General features: G+C 55.6%; 14 protein-coding genes and 1 pseudogene. 8 read left to right on the top strand and 7 right to left on the bottom strand.

Annotated elements, in window-relative coordinates:
- Window positions 1-40: 40 nt before the first annotated feature.
- Entirely contained in the window at window positions 41-967 is a 927-nt protein-coding gene (locus E1180_RS18315) for a LysR family transcriptional regulator (RefSeq protein WP_196220642.1), read from the top strand.
- 275 nt (window positions 968-1242) lie between these two features.
- Window positions 1243-1797 carry a recombinase family protein gene (locus tag E1180_RS18320; protein ID WP_155193418.1) on the top strand — a complete coding sequence of 185 codons (555 nt, stop codon included), beginning with the start codon at window positions 1243-1245 and terminating at the stop codon, window positions 1795-1797.
- 100 nt (window positions 1798-1897) lie between these two features.
- On the opposite strand, the gene E1180_RS18325 is transcribed toward E1180_RS18320, so the two are convergent.
- The 5 genes from E1180_RS18325 to E1180_RS18345 form a co-directional block, all read right to left on the bottom strand.
- Window positions 1898-3202, bottom strand: coding sequence for a DUF6538 domain-containing protein (locus E1180_RS18325; RefSeq protein ID WP_155193420.1), 1305 nt, complete (start codon window positions 3200-3202; stop codon window positions 1898-1900).
- A 200-nt stretch (window positions 3203-3402) separates the two neighbouring features.
- Entirely contained in the window at window positions 3403-5640 is a 2238-nt protein-coding gene (locus E1180_RS18330; RefSeq protein ID WP_155193423.1) for a TRAP transporter permease, read from the bottom strand.
- 102 nt (window positions 5641-5742) lie between these two features.
- The gene (locus E1180_RS18335; protein ID WP_155193425.1) at window positions 5743-6732 is read right to left on the bottom strand and encodes a TAXI family TRAP transporter solute-binding subunit; all 990 of its coding nucleotides are present in this window, start codon (window positions 6730-6732) and stop codon (window positions 5743-5745) included.
- 258 nt (window positions 6733-6990) lie between these two features.
- Window positions 6991-8340: a sigma-54-dependent transcriptional regulator gene (locus E1180_RS18340; protein WP_155193426.1), complete on the bottom strand. Its 1350-nt coding sequence runs from the start codon at window positions 8338-8340 to the stop codon at window positions 6991-6993.
- Entirely contained in the window at window positions 8337-10217 is a 1881-nt protein-coding gene (locus tag E1180_RS18345; protein ID WP_208997231.1) for a sensor histidine kinase, read from the bottom strand. Before E1180_RS18345 ends, E1180_RS18340 begins: the two co-directional genes overlap by 4 nt.
- A gap of 264 nt (window positions 10218-10481) precedes the next feature.
- Here E1180_RS18345 and acuI point away from each other — a divergent pair, with 264 nt between their 5' ends.
- Window positions 10482-11474 (top strand): acryloyl-CoA reductase, encoded by a 993-nt coding sequence (acuI, locus tag E1180_RS18350; RefSeq protein WP_155193428.1) that lies wholly within the window; start codon window positions 10482-10484, stop codon window positions 11472-11474.
- 111 nt (window positions 11475-11585) lie between these two features.
- On the opposite strand, the gene E1180_RS18355 is transcribed toward acuI, so the two are convergent.
- The gene (locus E1180_RS18355) at window positions 11586-12119 is read right to left on the bottom strand and encodes a sulfotransferase family protein (protein ID WP_155193430.1); all 534 of its coding nucleotides are present in this window, start codon (window positions 12117-12119) and stop codon (window positions 11586-11588) included.
- 322 nt (window positions 12120-12441) lie between these two features.
- On the opposite strand from E1180_RS18355, the pseudogene E1180_RS22555 reads away from it, so the two are divergent.
- Window positions 12442-12594: pseudogene (locus E1180_RS22555) on the top strand (oxidoreductase); the annotation flags it as partial.
- Window positions 12595-12649: 55 nt separating this feature from the next.
- Here E1180_RS22555 and E1180_RS18365 read toward each other — a convergent pair.
- On the bottom strand, window positions 12650-13423 hold the full coding sequence (locus E1180_RS18365; RefSeq protein ID WP_196220643.1) for a substrate-binding periplasmic protein: 774 nt from the start codon (window positions 13421-13423) through the stop codon (window positions 12650-12652).
- 342 nt (window positions 13424-13765) lie between these two features.
- On the opposite strand from E1180_RS18365, the gene rpmI reads away from it, so the two are divergent.
- The 4 genes from rpmI (at window position 13766) to E1180_RS18385 (ending at window position 15726) form a co-directional block, all read left to right on the top strand.
- Window positions 13766-13963: a 50S ribosomal protein L35 gene (gene rpmI, locus E1180_RS18370; RefSeq protein WP_155193435.1), complete on the top strand. Its 198-nt coding sequence runs from the start codon at window positions 13766-13768 to the stop codon at window positions 13961-13963.
- Window positions 13964-13987: 24 nt separating this feature from the next.
- Window positions 13988-14347 (top strand): 50S ribosomal protein L20, encoded by a 360-nt coding sequence (gene rplT / locus E1180_RS18375; protein WP_155193437.1) that lies wholly within the window; start codon window positions 13988-13990, stop codon window positions 14345-14347.
- A 133-nt stretch (window positions 14348-14480) separates the two neighbouring features.
- On the top strand, window positions 14481-15101 hold the full coding sequence (locus tag E1180_RS18380) for an exonuclease domain-containing protein (protein WP_155193439.1): 621 nt from the start codon (window positions 14481-14483) through the stop codon (window positions 15099-15101).
- Window positions 15102-15393: 292 nt separating this feature from the next.
- Window positions 15394-15726: a hypothetical protein gene (locus tag E1180_RS18385; protein WP_208997233.1), complete on the top strand. Its 333-nt coding sequence runs from the start codon at window positions 15394-15396 to the stop codon at window positions 15724-15726.
- Window positions 15727-15927 lie beyond the last annotated feature (201 nt).

Consider the following 15927-nt stretch of genomic DNA (forward strand, 5'->3'; position numbering starts at 1 on the left):
TGAGCATACTTGGTATGACATTGAGGGTATGGAGATGCTCATGCGGCAGCGGCAACTTTCGCAGTTTCTGGCGGTCTGCAGGAACCGGTCCGTGTCCCGCGCAGCAGCAGAATTGAACATTGCCCAATCCGCGCTGAGTCGTCAGATCACGCGGCTGGAGCACGACATGGGGGCCGAGCTTTTCATCCGGCACTCACAGGGCGTAACGCTGACCCGCGCCGGGCAGGCGCTTCGCGAAGAGGCGGCAGACCTCCTCCGCCGCATGAACGATCTCAAGCTGAGAGTAAAGCAGCAGTCCAGCGACGTGTCCGGTGACGTGACGCTTGTCGTCATCACGTCCATCGCCTCGGCCCTGGCGGTAGAGTTGTACCCCCGCTTCGAGCGCGATTATCCCAATATCCGTCTCAGGGTCATCGATCACCCGTCGGACACCGCCGCCGCCCGCCTATTGCAGCACGAAGCCGATCTCGCGGTCATCCCCAACACCGCTGCCGACATGCCGCACGCGCAGAGTCGTCCGCTCTTCGAGGAAACGTTCGTCTTCCTTAGTCGGGCGGCGCCCGGAGCGAAGGCGACCGAGATCACATTTTCCGAAGCCGCATCCTACCCCTTAGCCCTGCCTTTTTATGGCTATGACCTGCGCCGGAGGCTGGAGGAAGCCGCACGAAATTCTGGGACGGCGCTGAAAGTTAAGTACGAGACGGGCAGCATAAATGTCATCGGTGAACTCGTCGAAGAAGGTCTCGCCTGTTCCATCGTGCCACCGACGTTCTGGCTACCAAGGATCGCGTCAGGAAAGGTGATGGCACGTCCCCTGGTTGCGCCCAAGGTCTCGCGGGTCCACTCGCTCGGCTGGCTTCCGTCGGCACCGCTCTCGCCGGCTGTCGAGACTGTACGAGAGGTGACGGCACTCTCAGTCCGGTCGTTGATCGAATGTGGCAAATTGTTGGGAATTTTGGTCGACTGAACCGGCCCGCGCGAATACATAGAGTGTGGATAGCAGGTCCCAAAAACTACTGCCCCCTGCTCAGTGCCCGCCATTATCTGGGCGTATATTGTCTGGGCCAGATCGGCCATTCTAAACGCCAACTGCGCTGGTTCGCTTTCCGACGACCATGAGGTCATCGACAATCCGAAACTGTGAAAGAAGTATCATTAAGCATACGTTCTGAGACAGACTCTTGACGCGTCTCTTTTTATGTCTCATAAAGAGATTCTCCTATCACCTAAGAGGTATTGAGAATGGCATTGGTTGGGTATGCTCGTGTGTCGACGTTAGGACAGTCTCTCGAAGTGCAGCTGCAGAAGCTTGAGGCAGCAGGCGTCGACAAGGTGTTCGAGGAAAAGAAGTCAGGCGTGGATGCCAACCGCCCAGCACTCAAGCAGTGCCTGGACTACCTTCGTCAGGGAGACACGTTGCTCATATCCCGCATTGACCGACTGGCAAGGAGCGCTGAGGACCTCCTCAGGATCGTCAGGGAGCTTGAAGAGAAGCAGGTCACCATCAAGGTGCTAGATCAGTCTATCGACACCCGTGACGCTGCTGGAAAGGCGTTTTTGGGCATGCTGGCTGTGTTCGCTGAGTTCGAGACCAACATTCGCAAAGAAAGGCAGATGGACGGGATCGCAAAGGCCAAGGCCAAGGGCACCAAGTTTGGTCGAAAGAAGGCGCTGACTGCAGAGGTCATCAGCTCGATCAAATCCATGCGGGTAGACGAAGAACGAACCATCCCCGAGATTATGGCTAAGACCGGTTTGTCCAAGGCGACTGTCTACAGGGCTCTGTCAGCTTCCTAAGCCACCTGAACGGACTGGGTGATAAACGGGCTCCATTGTTAGGTGAGAGGGCGTGAAAAATGCACTCCCTCAAGATTCCCCATATTGAGGAGAGACCCACTCAGGAGTGCTCCGGGACAAAGATATGCCGCGCCCCGTCGATCAATTGATCATCGCTTGGACCCTCAGAGTACCGCCCAAGACCCTCCCCCGGTCGCTCATGCCCTATCAACCAATCTGAAGTCGCTACATACACCCCTCCTCGCTCAAGTAATGTTCGTGCCCGGTAACGCCAACTGTGCGAAGCAACTATTCTCTCATCGTCACTTATGCGCCTCAGAGCAATCCCGAAACGCTTAGATATCTGATGTGTCCGCTTCCCTCGCTCATCAGTCTTCAGGCTTTGGAAGATGTACTCGCCGGGTTGAACCTGTTCTGCCTTATTCCTCAGCACCGAACGAACATGAAGATCTGAAATCGGCACCCGACGAATCCCGGCAAGTGTCTTACTGTCCTTTACATCAAGCCAAGTGACTGCTGCATCTGTGCGCACGTCTTCCTTTTTTAAAGACGCCACCTCTCCAAGCCGCATCCCGGTGGCCGCCATGGTCAGCATGACCGCATAATCATCTGGTTGCCGCTTTTGGTTGGCCTTAATTGAACTCAAGAGTTCGGACCCCACCTGATCTGGGATCGCCCTGCGTTTGAGGGACGCGCTAACCTGCTTTTTCTTTGGCATCAGGCCCTGCCAAGGATTTTTGACTTCGTCGCTGATGTAGTCATGCCTAGCGAGCCAGTCCCAGTAACCTTTGTAAGCGGAAAGTCGCTTTCCAATGGTATCTCTGCTCCGTCCGCCATGCTTCAGCTCTTCGATATAGTCTGATGCGGCACGGCGCGTCACATCCTCGATCTGCTTGAAGCGCTTCTCAAGCCCAACCAGTTCGCGGCGGTATTCGTATTCGGTGAACTCACTAACGGATTGGTCCGCCAGCCAGCGATCCACGTGCCTCATGAGGGGCGTAAGTTTGCCAAGTGCCAGCTTCGTGAACCGCAATGCATCTTCAGACTTAGTTGTCTCTGGATCTCGCCCGTTTGCGGGACTGATAGATCGACCACTAGCCTCTATGTCATAGGCATGATCCGCCATCAGCTCTTCGATCAAGTTGAGCTCTTCAATGTCTTGGGCCTTGCTCCGCATAGAAGCCCAAACTGCCGCCTCTTCTGCAATGGAACCATTCCCACGTGCGACCTCGATTTCGCTCTTCCATCCAGAGATGACCTGCCCGACCTCGCCCAGCGCTTCCTGCCTATTCCCGGTCTTCAGGGAACGTTTGAACTTTGTCTTCCCGATTTTGTCCCGCACATCTGCTGGAACATCGAGCACGGCATAGAAGGTTCCGTTCTTGCGGAGAAGATAGTTGGTCATAAGGTTGCTCGTACCCCAGATTCGTACCCTCTGGTAAGCGGCAACCTACTGAATTATTGATGTTATTGGGCTTTTCACCCATAGCGGGACCCGTCCTGTCGGGGTCACCATAAGTTTGTATGCCGGACATGACGAATTGTGGCAGTAAAAAAAGCCGGGCAGATCGCCCGGCTTCTTTTTTGCTTGGTCGATATTCTGCTTTAATCAGCGCCCCGGACAGGGATCGTTGCATCGGGTTTTGGGTGGAAGATGCGCTGGACCGCGAACACGGCCCCCGCAATGCCCAATCCAATAAGATCCGAAATCAGTCCCCCTTCAATCATCATGAGCGCCGAGGCCGTCAGTCCGATCCTCAAGAACCAGGCCGCAACCGCGCCCAGGAACCAGCCCTGGACCGCAGATGACAGCAGGAACACACCGACAATCGCCGTAAGGCCTGCACGGATGATGTCAACAAGGCTTCCATCCATCAGCAGGGCCGAATTGTAGAAGAACATGAACGGTACGATGAACGCGGCAATGCCGATTTTAAACGAGGCGACCGACGTCTCCATCGGGTTGGCCCCGGATATCCCTGCAGCTGCGTAACTTGCCAGGGCAACCGGCGGCGTGATGGCCGACAGAACCGCGAAATAAAAGACAAAGAAGTGCGCGGTCAGGAGCGGAATACCAAGCTGGACAAGGCCTGGCGCCACCACCGAGGCGGCGACCGCATAGGCCGCCGTTGTCGGCATCCCCATCCCCAGCAGGATCGAGATACACATGGCAAAGAACAGGGCCAGAAGCTGGCTGGTATCCGCCAAGCTGAGCAGAAGCGCGGAGAACCGCGCGCCGACGCCGGTCAACGAAATGACCCCGACAATGATGCCGGCACAGGCACACACGGCAATGATCTGGACCGACATGATCCCGGCAAGCTCAAACGCCTTGAAGATCGCTCTCGGCCCCATGCGGTACGGCGTCAGCCAAGATACGACAGCGGCCGAAATGGTTGCCAGCGCACCGGCCCGGATTACCGAATAGCCCATAAACAATGCATAGATCAGGATGATGATCGGGATAAACAGGTAGACCTGCCGGAGCATCTTGGCGAATTTCGGCAGTTCATCCTGCCGCATGCCGCGCATGCCCAGCTTTGCGGCTTCAAAGTCCACCATGAAGTAAACCGACACGAAATAGAGCACGGCCGGAATGACCGCGGCAATCGTGATTTCCGTGTAGGGGATCCCCGTGATCTCGGCCATGATGAAGGCGCCTGCCCCCATGATTGGTGGCATGATCTGGCCACCGGTGGAGGCAGCGGCTTCCACCGCGCCCGCGGTTTTGCGATGATAGCCCACCTTCTTCATCAATGGGATCGTCAGTGAGCCCGTGGAGACCACGTTGCCGGCCGATGTGCCGTTGATCATCCCCATCAGACCGGATGCGAAGATGGCAACCTTGGCCGGGCCGCCGCGTGCGCGCCCTGCGGCAGCAAAGGCGAAGTTGACGAAGTAATCTCCGACCTTCGAGGCCTGCAGGAACGCCGCAAAGATAATGAACAAAATGATGTAGGTTGAAGACACCGCTGTGGTCGGGCCGAGGATCCCGGCATCCGTATAGACCTGGCTGAAAAAGCGCTGCCAGGTGATGGGCGGCGAGTTCAAGAAGCCGGGCAGCTGATCGCCGATGAACACATATCCAAGGAAGATACCGGCGATTACCACAAGCGCCATACCGGCAACCCGCCGGGTCAGCTCCATGATGAGCGCCGTTCCAGCAACGGCAGCAAGGGAAATTCCGATCGGCGCAAACGGTGTGCCGGTGGAGTTCCGCATCAAGGTTCCATAGATCGTGATCAGATAGGCCGCGACCGCCGCGCCACAGACGGCAAGAACAACGTCAGGCGCTGAGAAACCGGAGCGAACCCGCTTGTGGAACCAGGACAGGATAATGCCGCCGGCTGTCGCGGCCACCAGCGGCAAGCCGAACAGAAAGGTTTCGCTGAACTTGATGCCTTCATCGATCCCGTTCCACATGCGCCCGTTGCTGATTTCAACGGCGAAGGAAAACGCCATGCCAAGGGCAAAAAGCGCCGGGACCATCAGCACATAGGCGATGTAGCCAAGCACCGGTGTTTCCTGACCTTTTTCAGGAAAATCAATCCGGCCCGCAAACAACAAAAAGCCGAGCGCCAGTGCGCCGGCAACGTGGACAATACGGAAGTTCCACGTCTCCATTGGAAATGACGGAAGATACGGGATCACGATACCGGTCCATTCGGAGATCGAAAGACCGTTCAGCGCAGCCATATGGAATGCGGCATAAGCCGCGGCAAATGTGACTATGAATTTGAGGGATACCCCCTCGAAAAGCCTGCGGTTTATTTCGACAGGTTCCTCATCGACGCCATGGGCAATTATATGGTCGTCGTCTGCAGTCGCTGATTTATCGGTCATGTTCCCCCCGCACATCCAGCGGCGTGAGCCAGATTATATCTTGTCGTTGAAGTGAGGGCCGCGCAAGTTGCGCGGCCCCCGCTCAATTCTATGCTGTAGCGATTAGTTACCGTGGATCATGTCGGCCGGAATATCCGCACCGGCATTCTCGGCAAACCACTCGGCTGCACCCGGATGCCATTTCAGGACGTTGTTTTTGGTCCAGTTCTCAGGCAGCGTGGAGCGTGCGGCCTTGTGAATGTTCACCATCCGGTCATTGTCGGACATGACAACGTTCACAGCGGCTTTCACGAAAGAAGCCGGAAGGTCGCAGTTGGCTACGGCAAAGTTCCACATGGACACGGACCGCGCATCGTTCTCCAAGGTGCTGTAGGTATCGGAGGCGATTTCGAACTCGGAAACCGGGAAGGCTTCCAGGATTTTTGCCCGCTCGTCTTCGGTGAACTCGATGATATTGATGTCTGTCTGCACTTCGAGCTGGCTAACAGCCGGCACCGGAACACCGGCAGCAAAGGCGATGACGTCAAGCAGACCGTCCTGGAGCTGACCGCCAAGGTCGGACCAGCCGCCGTTCCGGCGCTCAAAATTCACCCCGAGCTCTTCCATCATGCGCGGGAAATATGTGTCGGATGTGGAGCCAGCCGGGCCGAAACCGATTTTGGCACCATCCGGAATGTCTGCGATGGACGTGATCCCGGAAGACGACAGCGCAGTGATCGAGAACGGTGTCTGATACATCGGGAACATTGCGCAAGCATTGGTCATCTGCAGGCCCGGTGCGATCGGGTTTGTGCCGCCTAAGGATTCCGCTGCCGGACCCATTGTGGTCATTCCAAACTGAGCATCGCCGGTATGGACCAGAGCCATGTTCTGCATCGGGCCGCCGGTTACTTCGCCGCCGCCGGAAATACCCAGCTCTTCAGCGACCAAGTTTGCCCAGCCGGACCCATATGCGAAGTAGGTGCCACCTTGTGAGGCTGTTCCAACGGTGAAGCTTTCAGGCCAGCCTGTGCGATCCTCGTCCTGCGCAAAAGCAGCGGTCGCTGTCATTGCTACGGCAACAAACGTGCCGGTCATTGCAGCAATTTTCATGTCTTCCTCCTAGGTTTTCGTTCCGACAGGAACCAGCACGCTGATTTTTCCGGGATCCGGCCAACCAAATGCAGGTAAGGGTCGACGCTCCTCCCAAAACGTACCGGCATTGGTATCAAGCGCGGACGGGGGAAAAAGCAAGCGCCCATGGCGAAAGTCTAGGATTTAATCCGAATGGACACCGCCCTTTGTGTGCATCCGGTGACAAAAGCGGCAGACCGTGTTCCGTTTCGGAAACACGCCGGGCAAACAAGAACCTCAGGACTGGGCTTCTTCGGAAAAGGCTTTCCGTGAGAGATCGTATTTTTGCATCTTCTCGTAAAGCGCCTTCCTCGAAATCCGCAACGCCTCATAGGTGTCCTTGATGCTGCCGCCATGGGCGGCCAAGGTTGCTGCAATGAGAGACTTTTCATGCAGCGATACCCTGTCTGCCAAACTCAGCTCGCCGCCGGTCAGGAGCTCCAAATCGCTGCCAAGCCCGAGGCCCAGAACAAAACGGTCGGCAGCATTTCTGAGTTCCCGGACGTTTCCGGGCCAGTCCCGGCCCGCAATCGCCGCCATGACCGAGCCTGGAACATCCGGCAGTTCCCGTTTGAACCGGCCCGCGGCCTCGGCCACAAGCTGCCCGAACAACAAGGGAATGTCCTCGCGGCGGGCCTCCAGCGGCGGTATGGTGATGGTCACCACGTTCAGGCGATAGAGCAGGTCCGGCCGGAACCGGCCCGCCGACACTTCCGCGTCCAGATCTTTCTTGGTTGCCGCAATGAAACGAACATCCAGTTCTACCGGCTCATTCGACCCCAGACGCGTCACAATCCGGTTCTGGAGCGCATGAAGCAGTTTTGTCTGCAAAGCGGGTGAGAGGCTATCGATCTCATCCAGGAGCACTGTACCGCCGCGCGCGGCTTCAAAGCGGCCGATCCGCGTTCTCATGGCGCCTTGAAAGGCGCCGGCCTCATGGCCGAAAAGCTCGCTTTCAACCAGATTTGCCGGAAGTGCCCCGCAATTGATATGAACGAACGGCATGGATCCGCGCGCACTCGCCTGATGGATCGCACGGCTGGCAACCTCCTTGCCGACGCCGGTCTCCCCCGTGATCAGGAGATCAACGTCTGCGGCCGCGACCGAGCCGACCTGATCCCGCAACGCACGCATGGCAGCGCTCCGGCCATGCAGCACAGCCTCCACATTGTCCCGGGCACCGACTTGCCGACGAAGTGTCCGGTTCTCAAGCGTCAAACGGCGTTTGTCGAGCGCGCGCCGGACCGTCTCCACCAGGCGGCTTGGGGCGAAGGGTTTTTCGACAAAATCATAGGCGCCATCGCGCATGGAACTGACCGCAAGCTCGACATCCCCATGGCCGGTCACCAGGATGACCGGAAAACTTGGGTCAATCTCGAGAACCTTGCGCATAAGGCTCAGCCCATCGGTTCCGGGCAAGCGGATATCGGTCACCAAAATGCCGGGAAAATCACGGGACACATGTTGAAGCGCCCCATCCGCATCCGCAAAGCAGTCGACCTCCAGACCCTCTAGCTCAAGGCTCTGCTTGGCAGCGAAGCGAAGATGCTCCTCGTCATCGACAAATAGAATTTTTTGACCCGTCATTCCGCGGCCGTTTCCTGCGCGTACCTAGAACTGGCATCCGTCTCCGATCCACGCGCATCCACCAGTTCAATTTCAAAGACGGCACCGCCTTCTGGATGATTGCGGGCCCTTAGATGGCCGTCGAAGTCTTTGACGATATTATAGGAAATCGACAGACCAAGCCCCATGCCTTCCCCGGGCTGTTTTGTTGTAAAGAACGGGTCGAAAACCTGTCCAGCCTCCTCATCCGGCAGGCCTTTGCCATAATCGCGGACAGTTAGCAGGCATTTTCCCGCACTTTCCTCAATCGCTATGTCGATCCGGGGGGACGGCTCGTCCTTCATTGCATCAAGCGCATTCGTCAAAAGGTTGACCACGACTTGTTGAAGCCGGATATGCCCGCCCATGACCCAGACGTCTTCCAGCGGCGGCGAAAACGCAAGACGCGCCTCACTCGACCTCAGGCGCGGCTGAAGCAGAGCCACGGCATCATTCACAATTTGAACCAGCGGGACGGGGCGTACCTTTTCCATCGGACGGCGGGCAAAGTTTCGCAAGTGTTTCGAAATCGAGGCCATTCGGTCCGCCATCTCAGAGATCCGGCTGATGTTCTCCCGGGTGTCGGAGGTGCGACCGATGTCCAGCAGTTTGAGGGCGTTGTCCGCATAGGATTTGACCGCCGCGAGCGGTTGATTGAATTCGTGGCTTAAGGCTGCAGACATCTGGCCCAGCGCGGCAAGCTTTCCGGCCTGAACCAGTTCGGTTTGCGTTTTCCGCAAGCGTGTCTCTGCAGCCTTTCGCTCAGCCACCTCATCCAGGAGCTGGGCATTGGTGCGGTTCAAATCCGCGGTACGCTCGGCAACGCGCACTTCAAGCTGTTCTTGCGCTGCTTGTTGCGTTAATAGCCGTTCCAGTAATTGCGTCCGGCGCTGGATGTAAAAGGCAACGGCCAATCCGATCAGCATGATCGCCAATACGAGAATGAGAACCGCTGCAAGGGCCTGGGTCCTGGCGCGGTTCGCCGGAACCAAAATACGCACGTTCCAGCCGGCATCGGAGATATAGGCCGCGCTGCTGATATAGCGGACCCCACTACCATCCTCGTCAATCGTGATCAGGCTGAGATCTTCGCCGAGCGGACTAACCGTATTTACCAAGGAATCGAGACGGTCTTCCGGGTACTGGCGGTTGGCCCGGATTTCAGCCATTGCAGTCCGTGTCAGGGGTTCCAGCGTCCGGAAGTGCCAATCCTCCCGGCTCGCCATAAACACAACACCCTTCAAATCCGATACGATGATCTGATGGTCCGCATTGCGCCAGGCCTGCTCGAACCCATCGACCGTGAACTTGACGGCGACAACACCGATCACACGCTCGTTGTCTTCAATCGGTGCGGCGAAGAAATAGCCACGCTCACCCGACGTTGTGCCGAGCGCGAAAAACCGGCCTGTTCCTCCTTCTAGAGCCTGTGTGAAATAAGGACGGTAGGCAAAGCTCCTGCCAACAAATGAGAGTTCTTTTTGATAGCTGCTGGCGGCAAGCGTCATTCCCGACGCATCCATGACATAGACATCAGACGCTTTCAGCCGGTAGGCGGCAAGCCTCAAGTCCTCATTAACGCGTTTCAGCAAATCTGGGTCCGCCGGAGACTTCAATAGCGCAACCAGGCTTGGCCGCTCGGCAATCAGGGACGGCAAAGGTTCATACCGCTGCAGGGCTCCCTTCAATCCTTCGACCGTCAGCTGGAGCGTATCCTTGCCGCGCGCACCGGCTTGCTCTTGAAAATAGGTTTCGATGGCAGGTTCGCTCAAGAGCGCGATAAGCGCGGAAAGCAGCACAAAGCCGGCCAGAACGCGCCCGGAGGTAAATCTGAAAAGGGGTGCCGGGGCTTTTGACAATTCCGATGTTTTCCTGGTGCGTTGCTATGGGCTGCAGTATGGGGTCCGTTGAAACTCTAGCGCATTATTTTCCAAACCGCACCGCAGGCTCTGAATATTGGCGGCCGCAACAAGAGGCCGGTCATGCTTGTGATGGTCTAAGACGAATTGACCGTTTAGCCTACTGGTCCACGGTGCAAGAACATCAGATCATGGACCGAACCTGTTTGACATGGCCAATGTCTTTCGACCAACGTGATGGAGCCAGACCCGGGGGAGGATCACATGACATTTAAAGCACTGCTGGTTGACAAGGATGAAGACGGCAAGACACACGCCTCAGTTCAAGAGATAGAAGAAAACCGGCTGCCGGACGGAAATGTGACGGTCGCGGTGGACTACTCCACCTTGAACTACAAGGACGGGCTTTGCATCGGCCCCGGGGGTGGTTTGGTCAAAACCTATCCGCATGTTCCCGGAATTGACCTCGCCGGAACGGTCGAAGAGTCATCTGACGATTGGTACAAGCCGGGTGACAAGGTCGTCCTCACTGGATGGCGGGTTGGCGAGATTTGGTGGGGCGGCTACGCCCAAAAAGCGTGTGTGAAAGGCGAGTGGCTCGTCCCGCTCCCAGATGGCCTAACAACCCGGAACGCAATGGCGGTCGGAACGGCTGGCTTTACGGCGATGCTGGCTGTGATGGCCCTTGAAGACCATGGCCTGAAGCCGGAAAGCGGCCCGGTGCTTGTCACGGGCGCTGCGGGCGGTGTTGGTTCTGTCGCAACTGCCATTTTGGCTAATCTCGGCTACGAAGTGGCCGCGGTTACAGGCCGCGAGAGCACATGGGATTACCTGAAAGCTCTTGGCGCGAGCACCATCGTGCCCCGTGATGACGTCAATGAAACGGTCAAACGTCCACTCGAAGCCGAGACATGGGCCGGATGCATTGACGCCGTCGGCGGGCCGATGCTCGCACGGGTTCTGGGCCAGATGAAATACGGCGCGTCTGTTGCGGCAGTTGGTCTTGCGGGCGGGGCAAGCCTACCGGCCACCGTTGTTCCGTTCCTTCTTCGTGGCGTCAATTTGCTGGGAATTGACAGCGTGATGCGGCCTTATGATGGCCGGATCCGGGCTTGGGAACGCATTGCAAAAGATCTTCCAATGGACAAGCTGGAAGACATGATCCAACCGGCAACGCTCTCGGATCTCCCTGAATTGGGCGCTCAGATCCTCAAAGGCGGCGTAAAAGGCCGCGTGGTGGTGGATGTAAATAAGTGATTGCAACTGGCAGCCAGTCTCTATCGGCTGCCAGCATCTTAATCTGCCGACGTAATTCGCTGCTAATGGTGGCCGGTAGCAGCGATATTTTGTGATTAAGCAAAGAACGAGCTATGCCGCTTGGCTTTGCATATCCATATACTGAAAGTAGGATTTCGGACTGTAATCGAAGAAGAAAAAGTCAGCTTTAAAATGTTCTACGAGCTCATCGTAGAGCTTTTGACCAAGATCTATTGTGTTCTTGTTTTTTCCGAAGTTTTCGCGTGGAAATGGTGTTTGAATTCCCATTTTACGGGCGAGCCGCCCCACATCGAGGTTTTCAACCTTTAAAATAAAATCGGCCGGTTTGTTTGTATGGAAATGCTGAGTGTATTTGTATTGCCATGCCAAAAAAATGAGCTGTTCATGAATTATGTTTTGGTAAAACTTGGGTGGGTCCCAAGAGTGCAGATCCGGATAAACACTTAGCAAGCCCCCATTATAGGATTCGTGCGTCAAGAACCGGTACAGGGACACTGCCCGGTCTATTGGGTCCCGCACACACACCACTACCGTATAGAGATCCCATAACTGATGCGGCGTGTTATATGATGGAAAGCCATGATTGACCAACCCGTTGAATCCCAACCATTTCCGGAAACTCATACCCGCAGCCTTAGGATTGTGAACGAATATCAACTTCCGTTTATGGCAAATGTTGGGGTTCACAATAACCTCGCGATCAACGGATAAGCCCGTATTTATAAATTGCATGATTCGAAAAATGTAACCTAAGGCAGCGTAACGCAACTTATGCGAAAAACAACATTATGCATCTCTTTTTAGTGCAATTTTCCCTTTTAAATTGTTTCGATAAGTGATTTTGACTATGTAATGCATGTCTAATATTGGAGTTTTGCAATTTATTGGCGATCGATCCCTGGCGCTTTGGACAAAAATGTGTCGTCGCTTTCACCTTCTGCGGGAGATTTCGGCCTGGAAACCCATTGCAAAAGATCTTCCAATGGACAAGCTGGAAGACATGATTCAACCGGCGAGCTTGTCTGATCTGCCGGAGCTCGGCGCTCAGATTCTTAAAGGCGGCGTAAAGGGCCGCGTGGTGGTGGACGTGAATAAGTGATTGCAACTGGCAGCCAGTTTCTATCGGCTGCCAGACCACTGCACCGCATTGGGTCTCAGTACCGGATGCCCGGCTCGCACAGATCGCCGCCGGATTCTTCAACGGTCGTATCGACAATGCAATTTGCAAATGCTGCATCCCATTGCTTCAAAAGTTGCAACCCTCTGGGATGATTCTTGCTGAACACAACGAATAGATCACGCTCATAGAACGGCTTGGAGGAACGGCCGATTTCGTCATACCGGTTTCCGAGCGCTGCACGCGCCGTGACATCGGCAGCACCTTCGACCGAAGTAAAGGCATCCACACGGCCCGCCAACAAAACCTTCCAGGCAAGGTCTTCAGTGGCAACTTCCTCTACCACACCACCCAACTTCTTCATCGCTTCTGTCTGCGAATACCCCAAAACAGATACAAGCCTGATGTCTTGATCCTTCAATGATTGGAACGAATTGGCATGAATCCCATTTGGGAATCGATCTTTGCGGAAGTAAACGTAGAGTCTTTGAGTCACGACCGGCGTATCTGGAAAAAGGAACCTTTCAACGCGCTCTGGCGTTTTTACAAAAGGCATTGCTGCAATCATCTGGCCGTTTTCAACCATCACAGCCGTTCGTTTCCAAGGGTAGAATTCGAACTTCACATCGCTCCCGACCCGATCGAACACTTCAGCCACTTTTTTTGCGTAAGGCCCACCTTCTGGAAGCCGAGATCCGGTATATGGGACCCACTCCCCGGTCACGATCGTTATCTGCTCAGCTTGACTAGTTGAATTGCCAATTAAAACAATCGCAAAAAGAGCAATCACTGACATAGATAACCGAAACACGTCTATAACTCCCATGATCAAGGGTACATGTTTATTGGAGTACGGAAATTTAGAATGCCCCGTTAACTAGAAAACCGATGAATAATCAAAAAAGTATTACCGGTGGCTTCTTTCAATTTGCCCTTGAGATTTCAGACCCTGCAGAAACGTACGGTTTCCTGTTGCGAAAATCGCGCAGTTACCATATAAGCGCGCGGTCCAGAGTCGTCCGGCTCGTTTTGGATCGCGTTTTTGCGTTCTAACGCAAGGCAATTCAAGACAACCAAGGGCATGCCGAGTCGGCTCTGAATGCACCAACAAATGAAGCATCTGCTTGCGGATGCGCCAAAGAAAGGATGCAAAATGCCCAAGTTGAAGACAAAGTCCGGCGCAAAAAAGCGCTTTAAAGTGACTGCGACCGGCAAGGTGAAAACCGCACAGGCCGGCAAGCGTCATGGCATGATCAAGCGCACGAGCAAGTTCATCCGCAACGCACGTGGCACCACCACGCTCAGCGATCAGGATGCAAAGATCGTGAAGCAGTTCCTGCCTTACGCATAACGCCAGCCCCAAGGAGTTCACACTATGTCACGCGTCAAAAGGGGCGTTACGGCCCACGCTCGTCACAAGAAAGTTTTAAAGGCCGCCAAAGGTTACTATGGCCGCCGCAAGAACACCATCCGCGTTGCCAAGCAGGCCGTTGAGAAGGCGGGTCAATACGCCTACCGCGACCGCAAGGCCAAGAAGCGGAATTTCCGGTCGCTCTGGATCCAGCGTATCAATGCTGCGACCCGCCAGCACGGCATGACCTATGGCCGCTTTATCGACGGCCTGAACAAAGCAGGCATCGAAGTCGACCGTAAAGTACTGTCCGACCTTGCCATTTCCCAGCCGGATGCCTTCAAGGCACTGGTTGACAAGGCACAGGGTGCTCTGGCTGCCTAAGTTGGAAGCCTGACCTTCTGATTTTTGAAAACGCGGCCAATCGGCCGCGTTTTTTGTATCTGTTCTGCGATCTTGAAACATCGTCACGCATGCAAGCAGCTGTTAGGCTCCACAACGGCGATGGAGTCTCTCAATGCACGGCACAATCATTTTCGATTGCGAATATCTGACAGCGGAAGGTGCGATGAGCCGCATGTGGTGCGGGCCCTTCGACCCGGATCCGCAAGTTGCTCAGATTGGAGCCGTGAAGCTCTCACTTGAGCAGAGCTTCGACATCATCGGAACGGAGCGCATATACATCCAAGCATCCGACCGGAACGGGCGGGCCATCAAGCCTGACCCCTATTTTACCGAACTGACGGGCATCACACAAAAAGATCTGGCGGCATATGGTGTTTCGCATGCCGAAGCGCTGGATCGGCTGAGCAGGTTTGCAGCAGGCAGCTCCTTATGGTCCTGGGGCAAGGATGAGCTGACGCTGTTGGGAACCAGCTGCTACATCGCCGGTGTCCCTCCCTCGATCCCGGCCAACCGCTTTGGCCATGCAGGCCGCCTGCTTCTGAAAGCGGGCATGCCCGAAGAAGATGTCATGAAAACCACGAGCGGCAAGCTCGCCGGCTATTTCGGGCTTCAAGTGCCGGACAGCAAGCTCCATGATGCGCTGGATGACGCAATGTCCATCGCAAGGACGCTGCAACATTTTTTAAGAAACGGTCGTCTCGCGCCAGACGATTTCGTGACCCGTCACGATTAAGTTTCCCACTTGCAAAACAAGCAGAAAGCCGTGTGCCCAAAAGGCACGGCGGCAGCAACTCTTCCGATTTTGGGAATCGGCCCGGGTCTATCGGCCTGAAAGATCTCCTCATTATCCCTAAAATCCCCTTTAAATGTCCTCGTTTGCACCAATGCGTTAACTTTTGTGATCATGAAATCACAGAAAACTGCGGACAAAAGGTTAACGGAACCCTACATTGGCATGAGTGTTGCGGAGTTCGGGCGGGAAAGGCGTCTTGCGTCCCACTTTGAAACAAACGAGGCGAACATCTGTGCGTGTCACCCGGGTTACATCAACTGGCCGTACCAATGTGAGGCGGAAACGTCCTGCAGGCGGACAATCGACCAGCGAACGTCAATCCAGTTTCGCTGCCCACTTGCCGACACCCGCCGAACCTGTTCTGGAGCGTAAGCAAGACGCGTTCGCGCGGCGCTACCGCCCCAACTCGGCCTTCCTTGCCCATTTGATAGCAACCCACGACGCTGATCTGGACCAGCGGTCTGGACTGGCCCTGGAGCCGGAAAACGGAATTCAGAGCTACCGGGCAACGGCGGCCCTACCGCGCCAACGCGGCGCAGGCCACATTCTGAAAACCGAACGATAACGTTTCTAGCCAATCGGATATTGCCAAACCGGAACGCCTGCGGCGGCCAGTTTTCCCTGAGCGCGGCAGAGGGGAACTGTGTGTCCATTCGGAATGGATCTCGTCTGAAACGGCAAATTGTGACGCCCAGCACAGTTTCAAATTGACACGGGTGGCATATTTGTCCGCAGCTCCGGACTCTCCCGGACCTCCGACAAGATT

This window comes from Roseibium denhamense, assembly GCF_009711415.1.
Classification (GTDB): domain Bacteria; phylum Pseudomonadota; class Alphaproteobacteria; order Rhizobiales; family Stappiaceae; genus Roseibium; species Roseibium denhamense.